The organism is Pseudomonas sp. LPH60, from assembly GCF_030718165.1.
Taxonomy (GTDB): Bacteria; Pseudomonadota; Gammaproteobacteria; order Pseudomonadales; family Pseudomonadaceae; genus Aquipseudomonas; species Aquipseudomonas danubii.
This window is the reverse complement of record NZ_JAVAJH010000003.1, coordinates 812,283-834,079: the sequence shown is the minus strand read 5'-3', so window position 1 is coordinate 834,079 and position 21,797 is coordinate 812,283. Positions and strand designations below refer to the sequence as shown.

At 62.8% G+C, this 21,797-nt stretch carries 15 protein-coding genes, 1 tRNA gene and 1 pseudogene; 14 read left to right on the top strand and 3 right to left on the bottom strand.

The genetic code is table 11. The features are described from left to right. The first annotated feature begins 61 nt into the window (after nt 1–61). The 4 genes from pnp to Q8O96_RS14235 all read left to right on the top strand — a co-directional run bounded on the left by pnp (nt 62) and on the right by Q8O96_RS14235 (nt 3,932). A complete protein-coding gene (gene pnp, locus Q8O96_RS14250) occupies nt 62–2,167 on the top strand; it encodes a polyribonucleotide nucleotidyltransferase (protein WP_041115943.1) in 2,106 nt (701 codons plus the stop codon). A 118-nt stretch (nt 2,168–2,285) separates the two neighbouring features. After that, nucleotides 2,286–2,361 (top strand) — tRNA-Thr (locus Q8O96_RS14245). Between the two features lie 483 nt (nt 2,362–2,844). Next, nucleotides 2,845–3,366: a hypothetical protein gene (locus tag Q8O96_RS14240; protein ID WP_102861089.1), complete on the top strand. Its 522-nt coding sequence runs from the start codon at nt 2,845–2,847 to the stop codon at nt 3,364–3,366. Nucleotides 3,367–3,635: 269 nt separating this feature from the next. After that, complete coding sequence (locus Q8O96_RS14235) at nt 3,636–3,932, top strand: DUF6388 family protein (RefSeq protein WP_047283892.1); 297 nt, start codon at nt 3,636–3,638, stop codon at nt 3,930–3,932. A 40-nt stretch (nt 3,933–3,972) separates the two neighbouring features. Here the strand turns inward: Q8O96_RS14235 and nadC are convergent, their stop codons facing one another. Further along, nucleotides 3,973–4,821, bottom strand: coding sequence for a carboxylating nicotinate-nucleotide diphosphorylase (nadC, locus tag Q8O96_RS14230; RefSeq protein ID WP_102861091.1), 849 nt, complete (start codon nt 4,819–4,821; stop codon nt 3,973–3,975). A gap of 363 nt (nt 4,822–5,184) precedes the next feature. Between nadC and Q8O96_RS14225 the strand changes: the two genes are divergently transcribed. From Q8O96_RS14225 to Q8O96_RS31260, 5 genes and pseudogenes are all read left to right on the top strand, one after another. After that, the gene (locus Q8O96_RS14225) at nt 5,185–7,413 is read left to right on the top strand and encodes a DUF1631 domain-containing protein (RefSeq protein ID WP_305948981.1); all 2,229 of its coding nucleotides are present in this window, start codon (nt 5,185–5,187) and stop codon (nt 7,411–7,413) included. A gap of 63 nt (nt 7,414–7,476) precedes the next feature. Further along, nucleotides 7,477–8,037 (top strand): 1,6-anhydro-N-acetylmuramyl-L-alanine amidase AmpD, encoded by a 561-nt coding sequence (ampD, locus tag Q8O96_RS14220; RefSeq protein ID WP_102861093.1) that lies wholly within the window; start codon nt 7,477–7,479, stop codon nt 8,035–8,037. Next, the gene (ampE, locus tag Q8O96_RS14215; RefSeq protein WP_102861094.1) at nt 8,034–8,870 is read left to right on the top strand and encodes a regulatory signaling modulator protein AmpE; all 837 of its coding nucleotides are present in this window, start codon (nt 8,034–8,036) and stop codon (nt 8,868–8,870) included. Before ampD ends, ampE begins: the two co-directional genes overlap by 4 nt. Nucleotides 8,871–9,117: 247 nt before the next feature. Then, nucleotides 9,118–10,257, top strand: a pseudogene (locus Q8O96_RS31265) (HAMP domain-containing protein); the annotation flags it as partial. Nucleotides 10,258–10,401: 144 nt separating this feature from the next. Further along, nucleotides 10,402–11,115, top strand: a complete 714-nt coding sequence (locus tag Q8O96_RS31260) for a methyl-accepting chemotaxis protein (RefSeq protein ID WP_371826181.1) — start codon at nt 10,402–10,404, stop codon at nt 11,113–11,115. Nucleotides 11,116–11,133: 18 nt separating this feature from the next. On the opposite strand, the gene Q8O96_RS14205 is transcribed toward Q8O96_RS31260, so the two are convergent. Further along, a complete protein-coding gene (locus Q8O96_RS14205; protein ID WP_305948980.1) occupies nt 11,134–11,925 on the bottom strand; it encodes a TatD family hydrolase in 792 nt (263 codons plus the stop codon). Nucleotides 11,926–11,928: 3 nt separating this feature from the next. Beyond that, nucleotides 11,929–12,924, bottom strand: coding sequence for a catabolite repressor/activator (gene cra / locus Q8O96_RS14200; RefSeq protein WP_102861097.1), 996 nt, complete (start codon nt 12,922–12,924; stop codon nt 11,929–11,931). A gap of 302 nt (nt 12,925–13,226) precedes the next feature. Between cra and ptsP the strand changes: the two genes are divergently transcribed. The 5 genes from ptsP to Q8O96_RS14175 all read left to right on the top strand — a co-directional run bounded on the left by ptsP (nt 13,227) and on the right by Q8O96_RS14175 (nt 21,789). Beyond that, nucleotides 13,227–16,088, top strand: a complete 2,862-nt coding sequence (ptsP, locus tag Q8O96_RS14195; protein WP_305948979.1) for a phosphoenolpyruvate--protein phosphotransferase — start codon at nt 13,227–13,229, stop codon at nt 16,086–16,088. Next, nucleotides 16,088–17,029 carry a 1-phosphofructokinase gene (pfkB, locus tag Q8O96_RS14190; RefSeq protein WP_305948978.1) on the top strand — a complete coding sequence of 314 codons (942 nt, stop codon included), beginning with the start codon at nt 16,088–16,090 and terminating at the stop codon, nt 17,027–17,029. Before ptsP ends, pfkB begins: the two co-directional genes overlap by 1 nt. An 11-nt stretch (nt 17,030–17,040) precedes the next feature. Then, nucleotides 17,041–18,786, top strand: a complete 1,746-nt coding sequence (locus tag Q8O96_RS14185; protein WP_305948977.1) for a PTS fructose-like transporter subunit IIB — start codon at nt 17,041–17,043, stop codon at nt 18,784–18,786. 963 nt (nt 18,787–19,749) lie between these two features. Beyond that, nucleotides 19,750–20,130, top strand: coding sequence for a hypothetical protein (locus Q8O96_RS14180; RefSeq protein ID WP_305948976.1), 381 nt, complete (start codon nt 19,750–19,752; stop codon nt 20,128–20,130). A gap of 117 nt (nt 20,131–20,247) precedes the next feature. Next, the gene (locus tag Q8O96_RS14175) at nt 20,248–21,789 is read left to right on the top strand and encodes an alkaline phosphatase (protein WP_305948975.1); all 1,542 of its coding nucleotides are present in this window, start codon (nt 20,248–20,250) and stop codon (nt 21,787–21,789) included. Nucleotides 21,790–21,797 lie beyond the last annotated feature (8 nt).

Here is a 21,797-nt window from a genome sequence, read left to right as displayed (position 1 = left end):
ATTGCCCAAGAATTTCGCAAGAATCAAGTTTCCCCAAGAGCCACAAAGAAGGTAGGACACCGTGAACCCGGTAATCAAAAAATTCCAGTTCGGTCAGTCGACCGTAACCCTCGAGACTGGCCGTATCGCCCGTCAAGCTTCCGGCGCAGTATTGGTCACCGTTGACGACGACGTCAGCGTATTGGTGACCGTGGTTGGCGCCAAGCAAGCCGATCCAGGCAAGGGCTTCTTCCCTCTGTCTGTTCACTACCAGGAAAAGACTTACGCTGCCGGTAAGATCCCTGGCGGTTTCTTCAAGCGTGAAGGCCGTCCTTCCGAGAAAGAAACCCTGACCTCGCGTCTGATCGACCGTCCGATCCGCCCTCTGTTCCCAGAAGGCTTCATGAACGAAGTGCAGGTTGTCTGCACCGTGGTTTCCACCAGCAAGAAGACCGATCCGGACATCGCTGCGATGATCGGTACCTCGGCTGCCCTGGCGATTTCCGGCATTCCTTTCGACGGCCCGATCGGCGCCGCTCGCGTGGCTTTCCATGAAAGCACTGGCTACCTGCTGAACCCAACCTACGAACAACTGGCTGCTTCGAGCCTGGACATGGTTGTGGCCGGTACCGAAGAAGCCGTGCTGATGGTTGAGTCGGAAGCCAAAGAGCTGACCGAAGACCAGATGCTGGGCGCTGTACTGTTCGCCCACGACGAATTCCAGTCGGTGATCAAGGCTGTCAAAGAGCTGGCCGCCGAAGCTGCCAAGCCTACCTGGGACTGGGCTGCTGCCCCAGAAGCCACCGAACTGCTGGGCGCTATCCGTGCCGAGTTCGGCGAAGCCATCTCCCAGGCTTACACCATCACCGTCAAGGCCGATCGTTACGCTCGCCTGGGCGAGCTGAAAGACCAGGTGGTCGCCAAGCTCTCCGGTGAAGAAGGCCAGCCTTCGGCTGCCGACGTCAAAGCCGCTTTCGGCGAGATCGAATACCGCACCGTTCGCGAAAACATCGTTAACGGCAAGCCACGTATCGACGGCCGCGACACTCGCACTGTACGTCCGCTGAACATCGAAGTCGGCGTCCTGCCGAAGACTCACGGTTCGGCCCTGTTCACCCGTGGCGAAACCCAGGCCCTGGTGGTTGCGACCCTGGGTACTGCCCGTGACGCACAGCTGCTGGACACCCTGGAAGGCGAGAAGAAAGACCCCTTTATGCTGCACTACAACTTCCCTCCGTTCTCGGTGGGCGAGTGTGGTCGCATGGGCGGCGCTGGTCGTCGTGAAATCGGTCACGGCCGTCTGGCCCGTCGTTCGGTCCAGGCCATGCTGCCAGCCGCTGACGTGTTCCCTTACACCATCCGCGTAGTATCGGAAATCACCGAATCCAACGGTTCCAGCTCCATGGCTTCCGTGTGCGGTGCTTCCCTGGCGCTGATGGACGCTGGTGTACCAATGAAGGCGCCGGTTGCCGGTATCGCCATGGGCCTGGTTAAAGAAGGCGAGAAGTTCGCCGTCCTGACCGACATCCTGGGTGACGAAGACCACCTGGGCGACATGGACTTCAAGGTAGCCGGTACCGCCAAAGGCGTCACCGCGCTGCAGATGGACATCAAGATCAAGGGCATCACCGAAGAAATCATGGAGATCGCCCTGGGCCAGGCCCTGGAAGCTCGCCTGAACATCCTCGGCCAGATGAACCAGATCATCGGTCAGTCCCGTACCGAGCTGTCGGCCAACGCACCGACCATGATCGCGATGAAGATCGACACCGACAAGATCCGTGACGTCATCGGTAAAGGTGGCGCCACCATCCGTGCGATCTGCGAAGAAACCAAGGCGTCGATCGATATCGAAGACGACGGTTCGATCAAGATCTTCGGCGAAACCAAGGAAGCTGCAGAGGCCGCGCGTCAGCGCGTTCTGGGCATCACCGCGGAAGCCGAGATCGGCAAGATCTACGTCGGCAAGGTTGAGCGCATCGTCGACTTCGGCGCTTTCGTCAACATCCTGCCGGGCAAGGATGGTCTGGTGCACATCTCCATGCTGAGCGACGCTCGCGTTGAGAAAGTCACCGACATCCTGAAGGAAGGCCAGGAAGTGGAAGTGCTGGTACTGGACGTGGACAACCGCGGCCGTATCAAGCTGTCCATCAAAGACGTGGCAGCAGCCAAAGCTTCGGGCGTTTAATCGCCTTTTAGCCTTACGCTGAACAAGCAAACGCCCCGACTGGTTCGGGGCGTTTTGCTATGTGCGGCAAGGCTTCTTGGTTGCTGGTCCAGGGTGCGGGTGCTAGGTTTTAGTCCACGCCGGTGTAGCTCAGTCGGTAGAGCAGCGCACTCGTAACGCGAAGGTCGCAGGTTCGATTCCTGTCACCGGCACCAGATATCGAGTTTGGAGCGGTTTGCAAGTGTATGGCCCCTCCAGCAAAGTCCATCATTGTGCTGAATGAGCGCCCTCGAAAGATACGTTTTTAAGAGTGCCGTCGGGTAGGTTTAATCTATGTTGAGTTCACGGGTAGTATCCATAACTCATTATTGATAGTCGTCATGGCTTATTCTGCGGGTTACTGGATGTGCTTTTCTATTTAATTGGCTACCCCCTGTAGTTGATTGTTGAACGGCGTTTTTTAAAGACTCTTACAGCAGGTAGGTAGTAAGCCGAACCGAAACTTCGTTTCTTTGTATTCGCTAGTGCCTATCGTGCTTCTGGCAGTTTTGCCGTTGGCATCTGAGGTCAATGCTTTCGTGGTGGGATGGAAGTCGTACTTAGTTGCTTATGCGGCTACTTGATGCCGCTCATGAATCAGGTGGTGCCAGCGAACGGCATTGCCCATAATGGCGCCCCGGAATCATGGAGTGTTCAGTGTGAAGAAGTGGAAGTTGGCGTTGATCGGCGCGGTGTCGCTGGCCCTTGCAGCCTGCGAGAAGGCGCCTACGTATAAGTTTGAGGGGCAGTATTTTGCAATGGAGGGTGAAGAGTGCACGACTCCGGCGAATGTGAAAGATACTGAACAATATTATCTGGAAATAACCAAAGAGGTACGAGGCACAAATGTGTTGTTCTCGGCTAATTTTCCAACTGCTTCGAAGGCTGGACTGCCTGTTGTCAGTGCGCAAAGCGTCTCACCCGATGGCGATAACCAGCTGACTTTCAATTTTTATGAACCTAAGTCAGCCGGGACCCCTCCTGAGGCTACAAAGTTCAATATCGTGCTCTCCGTTATTCCTAATCAAAGCAAGGAAGGGCACTTGTGGGTGACCAAGGCTGAAATGAATATTGCCCGCGATGGGACAGTTCAGCAGTACGACATCCTGGAAAATCTCAGAAGATTTTTCGAACTGGGCAAGGCAGGCGTTTGCTTGAGAAAAGGAACAGCGACCGGCTGATCAACCTTGTTTCCTGAGGTTTCTGGCGAGTCTGTGTCTGGTGACGGCCCGGAAATCCGCCGATTTCTCGCTCATCGGTGCATCAGGTCATATAAATCGTTGCCCAAAGGTCCTATATTCGGTTGCTGTCTGAGTACCAGCATGCTGTTTTCAGATGATCCCGAATGGTTCTGAAGGCCAGATAAATCGACGGTTGTAACGGTTTTTTGCGGCAGAGAGATCCCAACGATCCAGATCCATCTTCCATTCCCATGATCAGAGAGAACGAGATGATTCCTAAAGAGGCAAGAATCGACGTAGCGCTTGAACGGTACCTGGCTGCCACGCCTTCCTTGCAAGAGGAAATCAGCGCCCTGAGCCCCGAAGAACAGAAGCAGCAAGCGCAATGGGCGTTTGAGGACGAGGCAGAGTCTCGCGGCATCGAGCCGTGGGAACTGGTGCTCGATCTGGTGGCCGAGACACCGGAGGAACTGAAGGCTATGCGCCTGGAGGTGCATCAGGAGGTTGCTGAAGCGCTGGGCATGGACCTTGAGGATTATCTGCAGCTCAACGAGATCGACAGTTGAGCCCGACGCCAGCCTTAATCAGGCTGGCGTTTTTCATGGATCAGATGCTCAGCCGCATGGACAGGTCCAGGGCTTTCACATCCTTGGTCATGGCACCGATGGAAATGTAGTCCACCCCGGTTTCGGCAATCGGGCGCAAGGTGCTTTCGTTGATTCCCCCGCTGGCTTCCAGCTTGGCCTTGCCGGCATTCAGGCGCACGGCTTCGCGCATGTCGTCCAGGCTCAGTTCATCGAGCATGATGATGTCGGCTCCGGCTGCCAGGGCCTCCTTCAACTCCCCAAGACTTTCCACTTCCACTTCCACCGGCTTGCCCGGGGCGATCTTGTGGGCGGCGCTGATGGCCTGGGCGATGCCGCCACAGGCGGCGATGTGGTTCTCCTTGATCAGGAAGGCGTCATACAGACCGATACGGTGGTTGTGGCAGCCACCGCAGGTAACCGCGTATTTCTGTGCCAGGCGCAGGCCGGGAAGGGTCTTGCGGGTATCCAGCAGCTTGACCTGGGTATCGGTGACAAAGTCGGCCAGATAACGGGCGCGGGTGGCCACGCCGGACAGCAGTTGCAGGAAGTTCAGAGCGCTGCGTTCGCCGGTGAGCAATGAGCGGGCCGGGCCTTCCAGGTGGAACAGCGCCTGGTTGGGTACCACCCGCTCGCCGTCAGCCACTTGCCAGTGCACGGCAACCCGCGGGTCCAGTTGGCGGAACACCGCATCCACCCAGGCTGTACCAGCGACGACCGCCGCTTCGCGAGTGATGATGGTGGCTTTGGCCAGGCGTTCGGCCGGGATCAGTTGCGCGGTGATGTCGCCGCTGCCGATGTCCTCCAGCAACGCGCGGCGCACGTTGGCTTCGATTTCGGCGGTCAGGTCGGCGAGGCGTAGATTCGGCATAACGGGCTCCACAAACTAAGTGCGCCGATTATAGGGGCATGGGATCGGCGAACCCAAGGTGGCAAATCTCGGCGAGTCTTTGACGAACCTGTCTTTCGTCGATTTGTCTGATGAGCTGGAGTGATTTTTCTTGTTTGCCTGAGGGTTATTTCCGGATAGGCGGCAGAGTCTGCTGGCGCAAGAGGGGGCTTTTACAAGATAATATGACTTGTAATTGACGTCATAGCTTTGACGTGTCTTTGGCTCCCCCTTAAATAAAGTGCAGTGGAATGCATTTGCCTCCGCTGAGAGCCGACTGTGAGCGCCGTCGGCTTGACTGAACCTTGATTTCGAACCGAAGAAACACCTTTCCAGGAGGCTTGGATGCACAACGACGGGAATGTAGTGCCTTTGCACAAGGCGGCTACAGATCAGGCGACCGCTTCGCCGCTTGCCCGCCTGCCGGTGATCCTGCTTCAGGTTCGAGACAAGGCCGCCCAGCAGCTGCGTCATGGTTTACAGGAACTGTTCGATAACGCCGACGACACGCTGTTCGAAATGGCCGATCGGGCGCAGAACAATGTCGAGCAGAACACTCTGTTTGAGGCCATGCGCGATCTGCGCTTGAAGCGCAAAAGCATCGAACGCGGTTTTCTGGAAAAGTTTTTCGAAGCCTTCGCCGGCCTGGTGCAGTACGACCCGGCCCTGGTCATTCCCCATACGGTGGCTTACGACCCTTCTCTTGACCCTTCCCGGGATGATCTGGAAAAGACCGTGGCCGTGGATGCCATGGTGGCCAAGGTTCTCAACCGGGACGGCTTCGCCCTCGGGCAACTGACGGCGCGCCTGGGCGTACTGCTGGGCCGGCGCTTGGCGGATGCGGAAAACCCTCTGGCTCCGGCGCTGCTCTGTGAGTACTTCCTCCAGTCCGGACGCAGCCTGGGGGTGGAGATCAAGGTCAAGTTGATCATCCTCAAGCTGTTCGAGCGGTACGTGCTCAGCGATGCCGAACTGCTCTATGGCGAAGCCAACCAACTGTTGATCGCCACTGGAATCCTGCCGGAGCTGATGCCGGCCCCGGCGCGCCGGGCCTCGGATCGAGCCCAGGCTGAAGCCCAGACCGCCATTGCCGATGGCGGTGCGCACAAACCGGGTCAGAGCCCGCTCGACGAGAGCGTGCAGGAAGTCTTCGCGGCCTTGCAGACACTGCTTTTGCATGTGCGCGGCAGCGTTGCCCCGACCCTTGAGCCCAGCGCTGAAACCCAACCGATTTCGACCCGTGATCTCATGCGTCTGCTGTCCCATCTGCAGCAATACGTGCCGGCCCCCAGTGCCCAGGAAGATTTCGACCTGCGCAATCAGCTGGAACAACTGCTCACCCGGGTCAGCGTCAAGAGCGGCAAGTCCCGGGTCGTGGATGTTGCCGACGAAGATGTGATCAACCTGATCGCCATGCTCTTCGAGTGCATCCTTGACGACCGTAACCTGCCGGAGTCCCTCAAGGCGCTGATCGGCCGCCTGCAGATTCCCATGCTCAAGGTGGCGGTGCTGGACAAGAGCTTCTTCAGTCGCGGCAACCACCCGGCGCGGCGCCTGCTCAATGAAATCGCTGCCGCAGCGATGGGCTGGGGCGGCTGCGATGACCATCAGCGCGACAGCCTGTATCTGCGAATCGAACAAGTGGTGCAACGCCTGCTGAGCGAATTCACCGACGACCCGGCGATCTTTTCCGAGCTGCTGGCCGATTTTCTCGCCTTTACCGCCGACGAACGACGTCGTGCCGAATTGCTGGAGCAGCGCACCCGAGACGCGGAGGAGGGGCGGGCCAAGGCGGAGCTGGCGAGACGGCGGGTGGAACAGGCGCTCAATGAAGCGCTGCTGGGCAAGGTGCTGCCGCACACAGTGGTGGATTTTGTTCGCGATGCCTGGAGCCAGGTGCTGTTGCTCAGTTGCCTGAAGCACGGTGATGACTCTGCCGAATGGCGCACTGCTGAGGGCGTCATGCGCGAGCTGATCTGGAGTGTGCAACGCCACGAGCAGCCGGACACTGCAATGCGCCTGCTGGCCGTGGTGCCGGGACTGCTCAAGGGCCTGCGAGACGGTTTGAGCAGCGCAGCTTTCGATCCTTTTGCCACTAGCGAATTCTTCAGTCAGCTGGAGCTTCTGCACCTGCAGGCATTCGAGCGTGAAGCCCAGGCACCGCAACAGCGAGTGGTGTCCCTGGGGGCCGAGCGTAGCGATCTGATCGTGGTGGCCCAGGAGATCGTTCTGCCCAGCGCCGAAGAAGGCCCCCTGGAGGCCGCTCCGCTGGCTCTGCCGGCCAATGACCCCGGTGTGTTGCAAGTGGAGCAACTGCGCTTGGGGGCCTGGGTCGAGTTTCAGGAGGACGAGGACAATACCTTGCGCTGCAAACTGGCGGCGATTGTTCCCCATCCCGTGGCCAAGTACGTATTCGTCAACCGCACCGGACTGAAAGTCCTGGAGCGCACGCGCATGGGCCTGGCCCTGGAGTTTCATCGCGGCGCGGTGCGGGCGCTGGACGATACCTTGCTGTTCGATCGGGCCCTGGAATCGGTGATCGGCAATCTGCAGCGACTCAATCACGGCAAGTGATCGCAACCCGAGGGGGTAACGCGGCATACTGGGCCACTCAAGGCTTTAGTTGAAGGAATCGGTATGCGGCTGGACCCTGCCACGGGTTGGTGTCACGGCGTACGGCACTGCCCGTCAGTCAATTTCAATGAACGCCCGGCAGGCGAGATATCCCTGTTGGTGATTCATAACATCAGTCTGCCGCCGGGGCAGTTCGGCACCGGCAAGGTGCAGGAATTCTTCCAGAATCGCCTTGATGTCACAGAGCATCCCTATTTTGCCGGGATCGCCGACTTGCGCGTGTCTGCGCATTTTCTGATCGAACGTGACGGCGCGGTCACTCAGTTTGTCTCTTGTCTGGATCGGGCCTGGCATGCCGGAGTGTCGAGCTTCGAGGGGCGGGACACCTGCAACGATTTTTCCCTGGGCATCGAACTGGAGGGCACTGACGAATTGCCCTTCACCGACGCCCAGTACCGTTCCCTGAGTGCCCTGACCAAACAATTACAGGCGGCTTTCTGCGCCATCACGCCACAACGGATTTGTGGTCATAGCGACATCGCTCCCGGGCGCAAGACCGACCCGGGCCAGGCTTTTGACTGGGCACGTTATCGTGCCGCCTTGGAGAAGGGAGAAGGACAATGAGTTTTCTGGTGTTGCTGCTGGCGGTGTGGATCGAGAAATTCTCGGCCTTGCGCCAGCGGGTGCAGCGCGACGGTTGGTGGCTCAAGGAGTTGGCGCGGCTGGAGGCCCGCCCGCGTCTGGCGGGGCATCCATGGTGCCTGTTGCTGGTGCTGGTATTGCTGCCGGTAGCCTTGCTCGGTCTCTTGCTGCTGGTGCTGGAGCCGGTCACCTATGGACTGTTGGCCCTGCCGGTGCATCTGCTGGTGGTGATCTATGCTCTGGGCCGGGGCGATCTGCTCGGTGGCCTCGGGCCGTTTCGCGATGCCTGGCGCCGTGAAGACTTGCAAGCAGCAGTGCATGTGGCCAAGCGTGACCTGAACATTGACGCCGACAATGGCGAGCAACTGCTCGAACGGGTCCAGGGCTATCTGCTGTGGCAGGCCTTCCAGAGCTTCTTCGTGGTGATCTTCTGGTACTTCCTGCTGGGCCCGGTGGCGGCCTTGAGCTATCGCCTGCTGGCGCTGGCTGCCGAGCACGGCAAGAATCCCGCTCTGGTGGAGCGTGCGGCGCAGTTGCGCCATGCCTTCGACTGGTTGCCGGTGCGCCTGCTGGCGGCAAGCTTCGCCCTGGTGGGCAACTTCGTGGCCGTGAGCCGGGTGATGCTCCACGAGTTGCTCAACTGGCACATCAGCGCCGCGCAACTGGTAGAGAAGGTCGGCCTGGTGGCCGCCGAGATTCCTCCGCCTTTGGCCGGGCCCGAAGGCATCAATAGCCTGGACCGCATCTGGGAGCTGCAGCTGCGGGCGGCCGTGCTCTGGTACGCCGGTTTTGCCCTGTGGACCGTTCTCGCCTGAATCTGTGCCCCTGGCGCAGCGAGCCAGTCTGGCTCGCTGCGCCAGCCGGGGCCAGGGGCTCGATCCACCGCCCCGATCCACCGCCCATGCGCGGTTAACTTTAAGTTACAAAACCTCCCCCGAAATTGAGCTATACAGACGGAGCGCCGAATAGTGGCTTTCTGCTGCCTTCGCCTGCCGGCCCATAACAATAAAAGAAAAGGGAGACTTCCTTGTGAAGAGCTTGCTCTATCCCGCTGTCGCGCTGATGAACCGCCTGAGCTTCGGCATGAAGTTCAGCCTGATCAGCGTGCTGTTCTTTGTGCCCATGCTGGTGACCAACTTCTATCTGGTACGCGACTCCTACCGGGAGTTCCAGGGCACCCGGGTCGAACTGCAAAGTCTCGACCTGTTGGGCAGCAGCCTGGCTCTGCGCCGGGACCTGGAGACCCTCAACAACCTGGTGCAGATCAACGCCAGCCTTGGTCAGTCCGGCAAGGCGGGGGATCTGGAGGGCAAGATAGTCGCCCTGGAAAAGTCCGTGCTCGAGCGCATGCAGGCTCTTGAGGCCGTCACCGTCGATCCCCAGCAGGTCGAGGTGTTCAACGCCAAGCGCGACGAGCTGGTGGCGGCCTTCAAGGCCCAGCAGGTGGAAAGCTCGCTGCTGAACAAAAGCGGGCTGATCGGCAAGCTGCTGGGCAGCGCGCAACTGTTCAGCCAGATCATCGCCAGCCAGTCGGGCCTGAGCCGCGATGCTCAGAGCGATATCCGCCAGCTCAGCGAGCTGATCACCAGCGTCACCCCGCAAGTCACCCAGACCCTGGGAGAAGGTCGGGCCATGGGCGCCTATTCCCTGGGCCAGGGTTTTCTCAACTCTTCATCCAGCACCCGCTTCGACGAGCTGCTGGTGCAAATCGAAAAGCTTCAGGCCGAGTACGGACTCAAGCTGCAGGATGCCCTGGGCTCCAGCCGCGCCGCCCACGACGCCCTGGACAGCCTGGCCAGTGCCAGCAAAGGCAGCCTCAAGCAGGCCAGCGAACTGTTCGAAGAGCAGGTGGTGATGGCCGATACCCTGGACGCGCCCTGGCAGGGGTTCTACGACCAGATCAGCAGCCTGATGGCGCAGACCTATCAACTCAACGAAGGCACCTTGAAGTTCCTTGATGTCGAGCTGCAAAAACGCCTGCAGCAGAACCGCAGCCACATGGTGCTGCTGGTAGCGGCCCTGGCCCTGGTGTTTCTCTCCATCGTTTATCTGTACGGCGGCTTCTATGCCTCCACCCGCACCACCCTGCGCCAACTGGGGGCGATGATGGACAAGGTGGCGGCGGGGGACATGACCGTCACCTTCACCGCCCACAGCCGTGATGAGCTGGGCGAACTGGGCAGTGTGTTCAACGGCACGGTGCGCAAGATCCACGACCTGATCGAACGGGTCGGCCATACCGTCAGCGAAGTGGAGCGCCAGGCTGGGCAGGTGGAAAGCGTCTCGGCTCAGAGCAATCAGGCCGTGGCTGGCCAGCGCAGCCAGATCGAACAAGTGGCCACGGCCATGAACCAGATGTCCGCCACCTCCCAGGAAGTGGCCCGCAGCGCGGCAGCGGCGGTCAGCAGTGCCCACAGCGTCAACGACGAAACCATCAGCGGCCGTGGGCTGGTGGAGTCCCAGCAAGACAGCATTGCTCGCCTGGCCAGCGAGATCGATCAGTCAGTGCGGGTGATCAACCAGTTGGCCAGCGACAGCCAGTCCATCAGTCGGGTGCTGGAAGTGATCAAGAGCATTGCCGAACAGACCAACTTGCTGGCCCTGAATGCCGCCATCGAGGCCGCCCGCGCCGGCGAGCAAGGCAGGGGTTTTGCCGTGGTGGCCGATGAAGTGCGGACCCTGGCCAAGCGCACTCAACAATCCACCGAAGAAATCGAGGAAATGATCGGCAAGCTCCACGGCGGCGTCGGCGCGGCGGTCAAGGCCATGGGCAGCAGTCACGCCATGGCCAATGGCACGGTCGACCAGTCGGAAAAGGTTCAGCAGGCCTTGGAAAACATCCTGGGTGCGGTAGGCATGATCGTCGACCAGAACCAGCAGATCGCCGCCGCCGTAGAGCAGCAGACGGCAGTGGCCCACGACATTGACCAGAACATTGTCGAGATCAATCGCGCCGGTGAACGCACTGCCGAAGGCGCGCACCAGACCGAGGATGCCAGCCGCCAGCTGTCGGCCCAGGTGGTGCAGTTGAAACAGCTGATTGGGGCTTTCCGCGTCTGACCTGGGAGGAGGCGATCGTTACGGCGTGCCTGAGGGCCAGCCGAACAGCTCGCAGGCATTACCGGTGCTGGCCCTGGCCAGTTGCTCGGGAGCGATACCGATGATGTCTGCCAGGGCGCTGCAGATCGCCGGTAAATGCTGCGGACTGTTGCGCTGCCCGGGAAACATGGCGGGCGCCATGTCCGGCGAGTCGGTCTCCAGCACCACAGAGTCCAGGGGCAGGTCGGCAAGGACCTTGCGCAGGCGCAATGCCTGAGGCCAGGTAGCGGCGCCGCCCAGGCCCAGCTTGAACCCCAGCTTGATGTATTCCCGAGCTTCCTCGCGGCTGCCGGCAAAGGCGTGGATGATGCCGCCGCGCTTGAGCTTGAAGCGCTTCAAGGTGGCGATCACCGCGGCGTGACTGCGCCGCACGTGCAGCAGGGCGGGCAAGTGAAAGTCCGCCGTCAGCTGCAACTGGGCCTCGAACAGCGATTGCTGGCGCTCGCGGTCCAATTGCGCAAGAAAGTAATCCAGGCCGATCTCGCCCACCGCGCACAGCTGGGGATGCCCTGCCAATCGCGTCAGCCAGTCCTCCAGTTGCTGGAGGTCGGCGGGTTGATGAGCGTCCAGATAGACCGGGTGCAGGCCAAAGGCCGCGTACAACCTGGCATCGCTCTGCACCAGGTCCCAGACCCGCTGCCAATTGGTCTGATAGACCCCCAGCACCACCATTCGCGAGACGCCCCGGGCGCGGCTGTCGGCCAGCAGCGCCTCACGGTCATCGTCGAAATCCGGAAAATCCAGATGGGTGTGGGTGTCGATCAGTTCCACGGATCAGGCCTGCCGGATGCGCTGTTTGAAGGTCCGGGCGATGGCCTGGACGCCGGGCTGGTATTGCCCTTCTTCGATGGCGGCCAGGGCCAGTTGCAGGGCTTTTTCGGCGATCAGTTGGTGCTGCTGGGCCATGGCGTTGACCGGCAGCGGCAAGAAGTCCAGCAACTGGGTATCACCGAAGGTGCCCAGGCGCAGCGGCCGGGATTTGAGCGGGAAGTCGTGCAAAGCGTCGAACACCCCCTGCAGCAGCACATAGGAGGTGGTCACCAGGGCATCCGGCAGGTGCCCCAGGCGCTGTAGCAACTCTTCCATCAACTGCCGGCCGCAATCACGACTGAAGGCTTCGCCGTGCTCGATCAGCACCTCACCGCCGAAGCCTTGCAGGGCCTGGCGGAAACCGGCGGCGCGTTCCTGGCTGATGCTCAGTTCCGGGCGCGCGCCGATCAGCACGATCTGCTTGGGCTCGGGCTCAAGCAGGCTCTGGGTCAGCTGCAGGCTGGCGTGCAGGTCGTCGCTGATCACCGAGCAGAACAGCTCGGACGGCATCACCCGGTCGATGGCGATGATCGGCAGGCCCTGGGCCTGCAATTGCTCATAGCTGTCGTCTTCCGGCGGCAGGCAGCTGGCGACGAACAGCGCATCGCAACGCCGCGCGCGAAACAGCTGGAGCAATTGCCGCTCGCTGTCCGGTGCGTCGTCGGAGCTGGCGATCAGCAATTGATAGCCCCGGGCCCGGGCGCCTTGCTCCAGCAGCTTGGCGATGCGCGCGTAGCTGGGGTTTTCCAGGTCCGGAAGAATGAACCCCAGGGTCCGGGTGTGCCGGCTGCGCAAGCCGGCGGCCTGGGGGTTGGGGGTGAAGCCGTGTTCCTCCACCACCGCGCGCACCCGTTCCACGGTGGCGTTGCTGATGCGTTGTTGTTCGGCCTTGCCGTTGATGACGTAACTGGCGGTGGTAACGGACACACCGGCCAGGCGAGCGATATCACTGAGTTTCAACCCGGGATTTCCTTGTTTTTGGTGCTTGCCCCGACATTTTCGCCAATCCTACCTGATCTGGGCAGGCGACCAACGTCGGAACCGGCCATCGAGCGGAAGGACTTCAAGGCGCCGAGATTATCGAGTAACTTAGCAAACTTGCTAGATTAAACGTTTCAGCAGGCGTATTTTCTAGGCTAGATCATAAGCGGAAAAACACCTCTGCCCGGTAACAAGTCCCGTTTGTGGCCATAAACACGCCTACGCTGCTTACTTAAAACAATACCTAGCGCCGCCACCTGCCGCGCTAAATAGGAGAAGCCATGCTCGAGCTCACTGTAGAGCAGATATCCATGGGCCAAACGGCTGTGGATAAGTCCGCGGCGCTGCATTTGCTGGCCGACAAACTGGTGGCTGACGGCCTGGTGGCCGAAGGTTATCTGGCCGGCCTCAAGGCCCGCGAAGCCCAGGGCTCGACCTTTCTCGGCCAAGGCATCGCCATCCCCCACGGCACCCCGGAAACCCGCGATCAGGTGTTTGCCACCGGCGTGCGCCTGCTGCAGTTTCCCGACGGTGTGGACTGGGGCGACGGGCAGATCGTCTACCTGGCCATCGGCATCGCGGCCAAATCCGACGAGCATTTGCGCCTGCTGCAACTGCTGACCCGGGCCCTGGGAGAAACCGATCTGGGCCAGGCCCTGCGTCGTGCCAGTTCCCCGGAGGCCCTGCTCAAGCTGTTGCAGGGCGCGCCCCAGGAGCTGGCGCTGGACGCGCAGATGATCGGCCTCGGGGTGGCGGCGGAAGATTTCGAAGAGCTGGTCTGGCGCGGCGCCCGCCTGCTACGCCAGGCCGAGTGCGTGAGCAACGGCTTTGCCGCGGTGCTGCAACAGGTGGATGCGCTGCCCCTGGGCGACGGCCTGTGGTGGCTGCACAGCGAGCAGACCGTGCTGCGCCCGGGGCTGGCGTTCGTCACCCCGGACAAACCCATCCGCTACCTGGGCCAGCCCCTGAGCGGTCTGTTCTGCCTGGCCAGCCTGGGGGAAGCCCATCAAGCCCTGCTGGAGCGCCTGTGTGCGTTGCTGATCGAAGGCCGGGGCCAGGAGCTGGGCCGCGCCACCAGCCGTCGCGCGGTGCTGGAAGTGCTCGGCGGTGAGTTGCCCGCAGACTGGCCCAGCGCCCGCATTGCCCTGGCCAACGCCCACGGTCTGCATGCGCGCCCGGCCAAGGAGCTGGCGCAGTTGGCGAAGAATTTCGAGGGTGAGATCCGCATCCGTATCGCCGATAGCGCGGCTTCGGCTGTCTCGGTGAAAAGCCTGAGCAAGCTGCTGAGCCTGGGTGCCCGACGCGGCCAGGTGCTGGAGCTGATCGCGGAACCGAGCATTGCCGCCGATGCCTTGCCGGCCCTGCTGGCGGCCATCGAAGCCGGCCTGGGCGAAGCCGTCGAGCCCCTGCCGGCGGCCAGCGCCCCCCGGGAAGAGCCACAGGAAGTCGTGGTCCCGCTCAGCGCCCCGGCTTCCGGCAGCCTGATCCAGGCCATCGCCGCCGCTCCCGGCATCGCCATCGGCCCGGCCCACATCCAGGTCCAGCAAGCCATCGACTACCCGCTGCGGGGCGAGTCCACCGCCATCGAGCGCCAGCGCCTGCAGCAGGCCCTGGCCGACGTGCGCCAGGACATCGACGGGCTGGTCCAGCGCAGCAAGGCCAAGGCCATTCGCGAGATCTTCATCACCCACCAGGAAATGCTCGACGACCCCGAGCTGACCGACGAAGTGGACACCCGCCTCAAGCAGGGTGAAAGCGCGGAAGCGGCGTGGATGACCGTGATCGAAACCGCCGCCAAGCAGCAGGAAGCCCTGCAGGATGCCTTGCTCGCCGAACGCGCCGCCGACCTGCGGGACATCGGCCGCCGGGTGCTGGCGCAACTGTGCGGCATCGAAACCCCGGCCGAACCGGACCAGCCCTACATCCTGGTGATGGACGAAGTCGGTCCCTCGGACGTCGCGCGCCTGGATCCGGCTCGCGTCGCCGGCATTCTCACCGCCCGCGGTGGCGCCACCGCCCACAGCGCCATCGTCGCCCGGGCCCTGGGCATTCCGGCCCTGGTGGGCGCGGGCGCCAGCGTGTTGCTGATCAAGCCCGGCACGCCCCTGCTGCTGGACGGCCAGCGCGGCCGCCTGCATGTCGACGCCGACAGCCACACCCTGCAGCGGGCCGCCGAAGAGCGTGACACCCGCGAGCAACGCCTCAAGGCCGCCGCCGAGCAACGCCATCAACAGGCCCGCACCACGGATGGTCATGCGGTGGAGGTGTTCGCCAACATCGGCGAAAGCGCCGGTGTCGCCGCCGCTGTGGAAAACGGCGCCGAAGGCATCGGCCTGCTGCGCACCGAACTGATCTTCATGGCCCATCCCCAGGCCCCGGACGAAGCCACCCAGGAAGCCGAATACCGCCGTGTGCTCGACGGCCTTGCCGGGCGTCCGCTGGTGGTGCGCACCCTGGACGTGGGCGGCGACAAACCGCTGCCTTACTGGCCGATCGCCAAGGAAGAAAACCCCTTCCTCGGCGTGCGCGGCATCCGCCTGACCCTGCAGCGGCCGCTCATCATGGAAGCGCAATTGCGTGCGCTGCTGCGCTCGGCGGACAACCGCCCGCTGCGGATCATGTTCCCCATGGTCGGCAGCGTCGAAGAATGGCGTCAGGCCCGCGACATGACCGAGCGCCTGCGCCGGGAAATCCCGGTGGCCGACCTGCAACTGGGGATCATGATCGAAGTGCCGTCCGCCGCCCTGCTGGCGCCGGTGCTGGCCAAGGAAGTGGACTTCTTCAGCGTCGGCACCAACGACCTGACCCAATACACCCTGGCCATCGACCGTGGCCACCCGACGCTGTCAGCCCAGGCCGACGGCCTGCACCCGGCGGTGCTGCAACTGATCGACATCACCGTGCGCGCTGCCCATGCCCACGGCAAGTGGGTCGGGGTCTGCGGCGAGCTGGCGGCCGACCCGCTGGCGGTGCCGGTGCTGGTGGGCCTGGGGGTGGATGAACTGAGCGTCTCTGGACGCAGCATCGCCGAGGTCAAGGCGCGGATTCGCGAGCTCAGCCTGACCCAGACGCAAACCCTTGCTCAACAGGCTTTGGCCGTCGGCAGCGCCCATGAGGTGCGTGCCCTAGTGGAGGCCATGTAATGGCAAAGATTCTCACCCTGACCCTCAACCCGGCGCTGGACCTGACGGTGCAGCTGGCCCGCCTGGAGGTCGGGGAAGTCAACCGCAGCAACGCCCTGCACAGCCACGCGGCAGGCAAGGGCCTGAACGTGGCCCAAGTGCTGGCCGACCTCGGCCACCAACTGACCGTCAGCGGCTTTCTCGGGGAAAACAATCCACAGGCGTTTGACGCGTTGTTCGCCCAGCGCGGCTTTGTCGATGCCTTTATCCGCGTGCCTGGCGATACCCGCAGCAACATCAAGCTGGCCGAAGACGACGGGCGCATCACCGATATCAATGGCCTCGGGCCCGAGGTCAGCGAGGCGGCGCAACAGGCCTTGCTGGAGCGCCTGGACCAGATCGCCCCCGGGCATGACGCGGTGGTGGTGGCCGGCAGCCTGCCGCGAGGGATCAGCCCCGAATGGTTCCAGGCGCTGTTGCTGCGCCTGAAAAGCCTGGGCCTGAAGGTCGCCCTCGACACCAGCGGCGCCGCCTTGCGCGCCGGTCTGGCGGCGGGGCCCTGGCTGATCAAGCCCAACACTGAGGAACTGGCGGACGTCCTCGGCAGCCCGGTGCTTGGCGTGGCGGTGCAGGCCGAGGCGGCGCGCCTTCTGCTGGCCCAAGGCGTCGAGCACGTGGTGATCTCCCACGGTGCCGAGGGCGTCAACTGGTTCAGCGCCGCGCCGTCCCTGCAGGCCCTGCCACCCAAGGTCAGCGTGGTCAGCACCGTGGGCGCCGGCGACTCGCTGCTGGCGGGCATGCTCCACGGCCTGCTCGGCGCCCAGCCGTTCGAACAGACCCTGCGCACCGCCACGGCGATTGCCGCCATGGCCGTGACCCAGATCGGTTTCGGCATCAGCGACAGGGCCCAACTGGCCCGGCTGGAGCAGGGGGTGCGCGTGCACCCCCTCCTAGAACAATAAGAGGGTTGCGTATGAAGTTAGCCATTATTACCGCCTGCCCCAACGGCATGGTCACCAGCGTACTCTGCGCCCGCCTGCTGGACGCCGCGGCCCAGCGCCAGGGCTGGAGCACCAGCGTGGAAGTGCACGATGACGCACACCCCGAACGCCAACTGTCAGCGGCCACCATTGAGGCTGCCGAGTGGGTGCTGGTGGTCAGCACCGGGCCTGTGGACCTGTCGCGTTTTGTCGGCAAGCGGGTCTACCGCAGCACCCCGTCCCAGGCCCTGCAGGACGTCGATGCGGTGCTGCGTCGCGGCGCCGAAGAGGCTCAGATCCATGTCGCCAGCCAAGCCAGTGCCGAGCCGCTGGTCGAGGCCGGCCAGCGCGCGCCGCGCCTGGTGGCGATCACCGCCTGCCCGACCGGCGTGGCCCACACCTTCATGGCCGCCGAGGCCTTGCAGCAGACTGCCAAACGCCTGGGCTACGACCTGCAAGTGGAAACCCAGGGCTCGGTGGGCGCCCGTAACCCGCTGAGCGCCGAAGCCATCGCTGCCGCCGACGTGGTGCTGCTGGCGGCGGACATCGAAGTGGCCACCGAGCGTTTTGCCGGCAAGCGCATCTACCGCTGCGGCACCGGCGTGGCCCTCAAACAGTCTGAGGCCACCCTGAACAAGGCCCTGGCCGAGGGCCAGCTGGAGTCCACGGCTGCCGGCGCCCAGGCACCGGCCAAGCAGGAAAAGACCGGGGTCTACAAACACCTGCTGACCGGCGTGTCGTTCATGCTGCCGATGGTGGTGGCGGGCGGCCTGATGATTGCCCTGTCCTTCGTCTTCGGCATTACCGCCTTCAAAGAAGAGGACACCCTGGCCGCGGCCCTGATGCAGATCGGCGGCGAGACCGCCTTCAAGTTGATGGTGCCGCTGCTGGCCGGTTACATCGCCTACTCCATCGCCGACCGCCCGGGTCTGGCGCCGGGAATGATTGGCGGCCTGCTCGCCAGCACCCTGGGCGCGGGTTTTATCGGCGGCATCGTCGCCGGCTTTCTGGCCGGTTATGCGGCCAAGGCGATCAGCCAATATGTGCGACTGCCGCAAAGCCTGGAGGCGTTGAAGCCGATCCTGATCATCCCGCTGCTGGCCAGCCTGTTCACCGGGCTGGTGATGATCTACGTGGTGGGCAAACCGGTGGCGGGCATGCTCGCGGCGCTGACCCACTTCCTCGACAGCATGGGCACCACCAACGCCATTCTGCTGGGGGTACTGCTGGGCGGGATGATGTGCGTCGACCTGGGCGGGCCGATCAACAAGGCGGCCTATGCGTTCTCGGTGGGGCTGCTGGCGTCCCAGAGTTATGCACCGATGGCTGCGACCATGGCCGCGGGCATGGTGCCGCCGATTGGCTTAGGGATTGCCACCCTCATTGCCCGCCGCAAATTTGCCCAGACCGAACGCGAAGCTGGCAAGGCCGCCCTGGTATTGGGCCTGTGCTTTATCTCCGAAGGCGCAATCCCGTTTGCCGCCAAGGACCCGCTGCGAGTGATCCCGGCGAGCATTGCGGGCGGCGCCCTGACCGGGGCCTTGTCGATGTACTTCGGCTGCAAACTGATGGCGCCCCATGGCGGCCTGTTCGTCATGTTGATCCCGAATGCCATCAACCATGCGCTGCTGTACCTGCTGGCGATTGTTGCAGGGAGTCTGCTGACGGCGGTTGTCTATGCCCTAGTGAAACGACCAGAGACCGTCGAACTGGCCCTGGAACCGGCCAAGGCGGCCTGACCTCCACGGCACTTCCGTTGCGGCGCAATCCCGCAACGGCACCCGCTGTAGCCGCTGCCGCAGGCTGCGAACGCTCTGGGCGGCACTCCGTCGTAGGAGACGCAGTGATCTTGAAGACGCCCGAGGTTTGTCGTGAGATCGCCAAGCAAGGCCCTGCGGTCCTTTTCGCAGCTTCGCAGGCTCAGCAGCGGCTACAGGCGGCTTGGTGTAGCCGCTGCCGTAGGCTGCGAACGCTCTGGGCGGCACTCCGTCGTAGGAGACGCTGCGATCTTGAAGACGCCCGAGGTTCGTCGGGACATCGCCAAGCAAGGCCCTGCGGTCCTTTTCGCAGCTTCGCCGGCTCAGCAGCGGCTACAGGCGGCTTTGTGTAGCCGCTGCCGCAGGCTGCGAACGCTCTGGGCGGCACTCCGTCGTAGGAGACGCAGTGATCTTGAAGACGCCCGAGGCTCGTCGGGACATCGCCAAGCAAGGCCCTGCGGTCCTTTTCGCAGCTTCGCGGGCTCAGCAGCGGCTACAGGCGGCTTTGTGTAGCCGCTGCCGCAGGCTGCGAACGCTCTGGGTGGCACCCCGTCGCAGGAGACGCGGCGATCTGAAGGAGGCTAGACATTTTGTGTCCATTTCGAGAGCAAACTCAGTCACAGGCATAGGCTGCTGTCGGCCAAGTCTCTTTCTTTTGTAAGGCGTTTCCGAGACACTCCCTGGCGCTTGCGGCTGGGTACTCGGCTCTCTAGGCTCGGTTCGTCACTGAATGTTCAGTGATCGGGTTTAGCAGCCTGATTCCAAGACACGCAAGTATGGCCCCTGTCCCGGTTGGCTTTTGGCCTGCCGAGTTCTGTTATGGCGGCTGTGCGTGGGGCGCCCTCGGGTGCGCCGGATTCCTTGGACCGGTCTGCTAACCCGCGTACAGCTGCCACCTTACGTTTAGCAGCGTCAGGTGGTGGCTCCACCCCAAGGAGCTACACCATGAAAAAGATCGTCCCCGATCCGCCTGTTTTCCATTCTGTTTCCCGTCGTAATCCCGACCACGATCTGGCCAACGAAGTCATTCGCCATGCGCTGGCCAACACCCGCGTAAACGGCTCGTTGATTGCGGCTCTGCACCCCACCGCCGCGGGTCCGGCGGGCACCGACTCGCCCTTCAGCGTTCGTCCCGGTATCAGCGCCGAGGAAGCCTTGCTCCACGTGTCCATGTTGCTCAAGGCGGCCGAGGAGGTGTCCGACGAGATCACCGAGCGGGCCAGCGGCATCGAGCGCGGCCTGATCTGGTCCCTGGTGCATTCGGTGGAAATGGCCCGTGGCGTGGTCGATGCCTTGCTTGATGGCAATCGCCACGCTTCCTCTTGAGCGCTTAGCTAGCCGCTTTTTTGTGGCGAGGGAGCAAGCAGCCTCGCCACCGTCCTGTCACACCCCCTTCATCCCCACTGACTAAGGTTGCCTTTTGACCATTGTCAGGGAGTCACCATGAGCGAGTTCAACCTCGGCCGTCGTCGGATCATGCAAATCGCCGGGGCGGGGCTGTTGCTGCCGAGTCTGGCGCCGGCGGTGATTGCGTCGGTCAAGGATCGGCCGCAGCTCACCGATGGGGTGCAGTCCGGGGATCTGCTGGGGGATAAGGCGATGATCTGGAGCCGCAGCGATCGACCGGCGCGGATGGTGGTGGAGTGGGACACGCGAAGCATGTTCAGCAACCCTCGGCGTTTCATCTCGCCCCTGGCCGATGCGCGGACCGACTTCACGGCGCGGGTGGAGTTGACCGGGTTGCCGGCCGATCAGGCGATCTTCTATCGGGTGACCTTCGAGGATGCGCAATCCGGTGTGGCCAGTGAGCCGTGGTTCGGCCATTTGCGCAGTGCGCCGACGCAACGCCGGGACATCCGTTTTGTCTGGAGCGGCGACACGGTGGGCCAGGGTTTCGGCATCAACCCGGACATCGGCGGCATGCGTATCTATGAAGCCATGCGCCTGCGTTTGCCGGACTTCTTTATCCACAGCGGCGACACCATTTACGCCGACGGCCCGGTGCCGGCGCAGTTGACCGTGGAGGACGGGCGCGTCTGGCGCAATATCACCACCGAGGCCAAGAGCAAGGTGGCCGAGACCCTCGACGAATACCGGGGCAATTACCGCTACAACCTGATGGACGAGAACCTGCGTCGCTTCAACGCCGAGGTGCCGCAGATCTGGCAGTGGGACGACCACGAGGTGGTTAACAACTGGTCGCCCGGCAAGCAGTTGGACGAGCGCTACGCGGTCAAGGACATCCAGACCCTGGTGGGCCGCGCGCGGCAGGCGTGGCTGGAATATGCGCCGATGCGCCGGCAGAGCGCCGATGGCGGCGGGCGGATTTACCGCAAGCTCAGCTATGGGCCGCTGCTGGATGTGTTCGTGCTGGATATGCGCAGTTATCGCGGCGCCAACGATGACAACCTCGGTGGGGCGAAACCCTTCCTGGGCCGTGAGCAGCTGGATTGGTTGAAGCGTGAACTCAAGGACTCTTCGGCCCAGTGGAAAGTGGTGGCGGCGGACATGCCGATTGGCCTCGGCGTGCCCGATGGTGAAGTCAGCCCCGGGGTGGCGCGTTGGGAGGCCGTTGCCAACGGCGACCCGGGACCGGCCCAGGGCCGGGAGTTGGAGATTGCCGAATTGCTGGCGCATCTGCGCAAGCATCAGGTTCGCAACCATGTGTGGCTGACGGCGGACGTGCATTACTGCGCGGCTCACCATTACCATCCGGATCGCGCGGCGTTCCAGGATTTCGAGCCGTTCTGGGAGTTTGTCGCCGGCCCGCTGAATGCCGGGAGTTTCGGGCCCAATGTGCTGGACAAGACCTTCGGCCCGGAAGTGGTGTTTCAGAAGGCGCCGCCGGCGCAGAACACTTCGCCCTTTGCCGGTTTCCAGTTCTTTGGCGAAGTGCAGATCGACGGGCAGACGGCAGAGCTGAAGGTGATCCTGCGGGACCTGGATGGCGTGGCGGTGTACGAACACAACCTGCAACCGGTGTAACTCTCCTC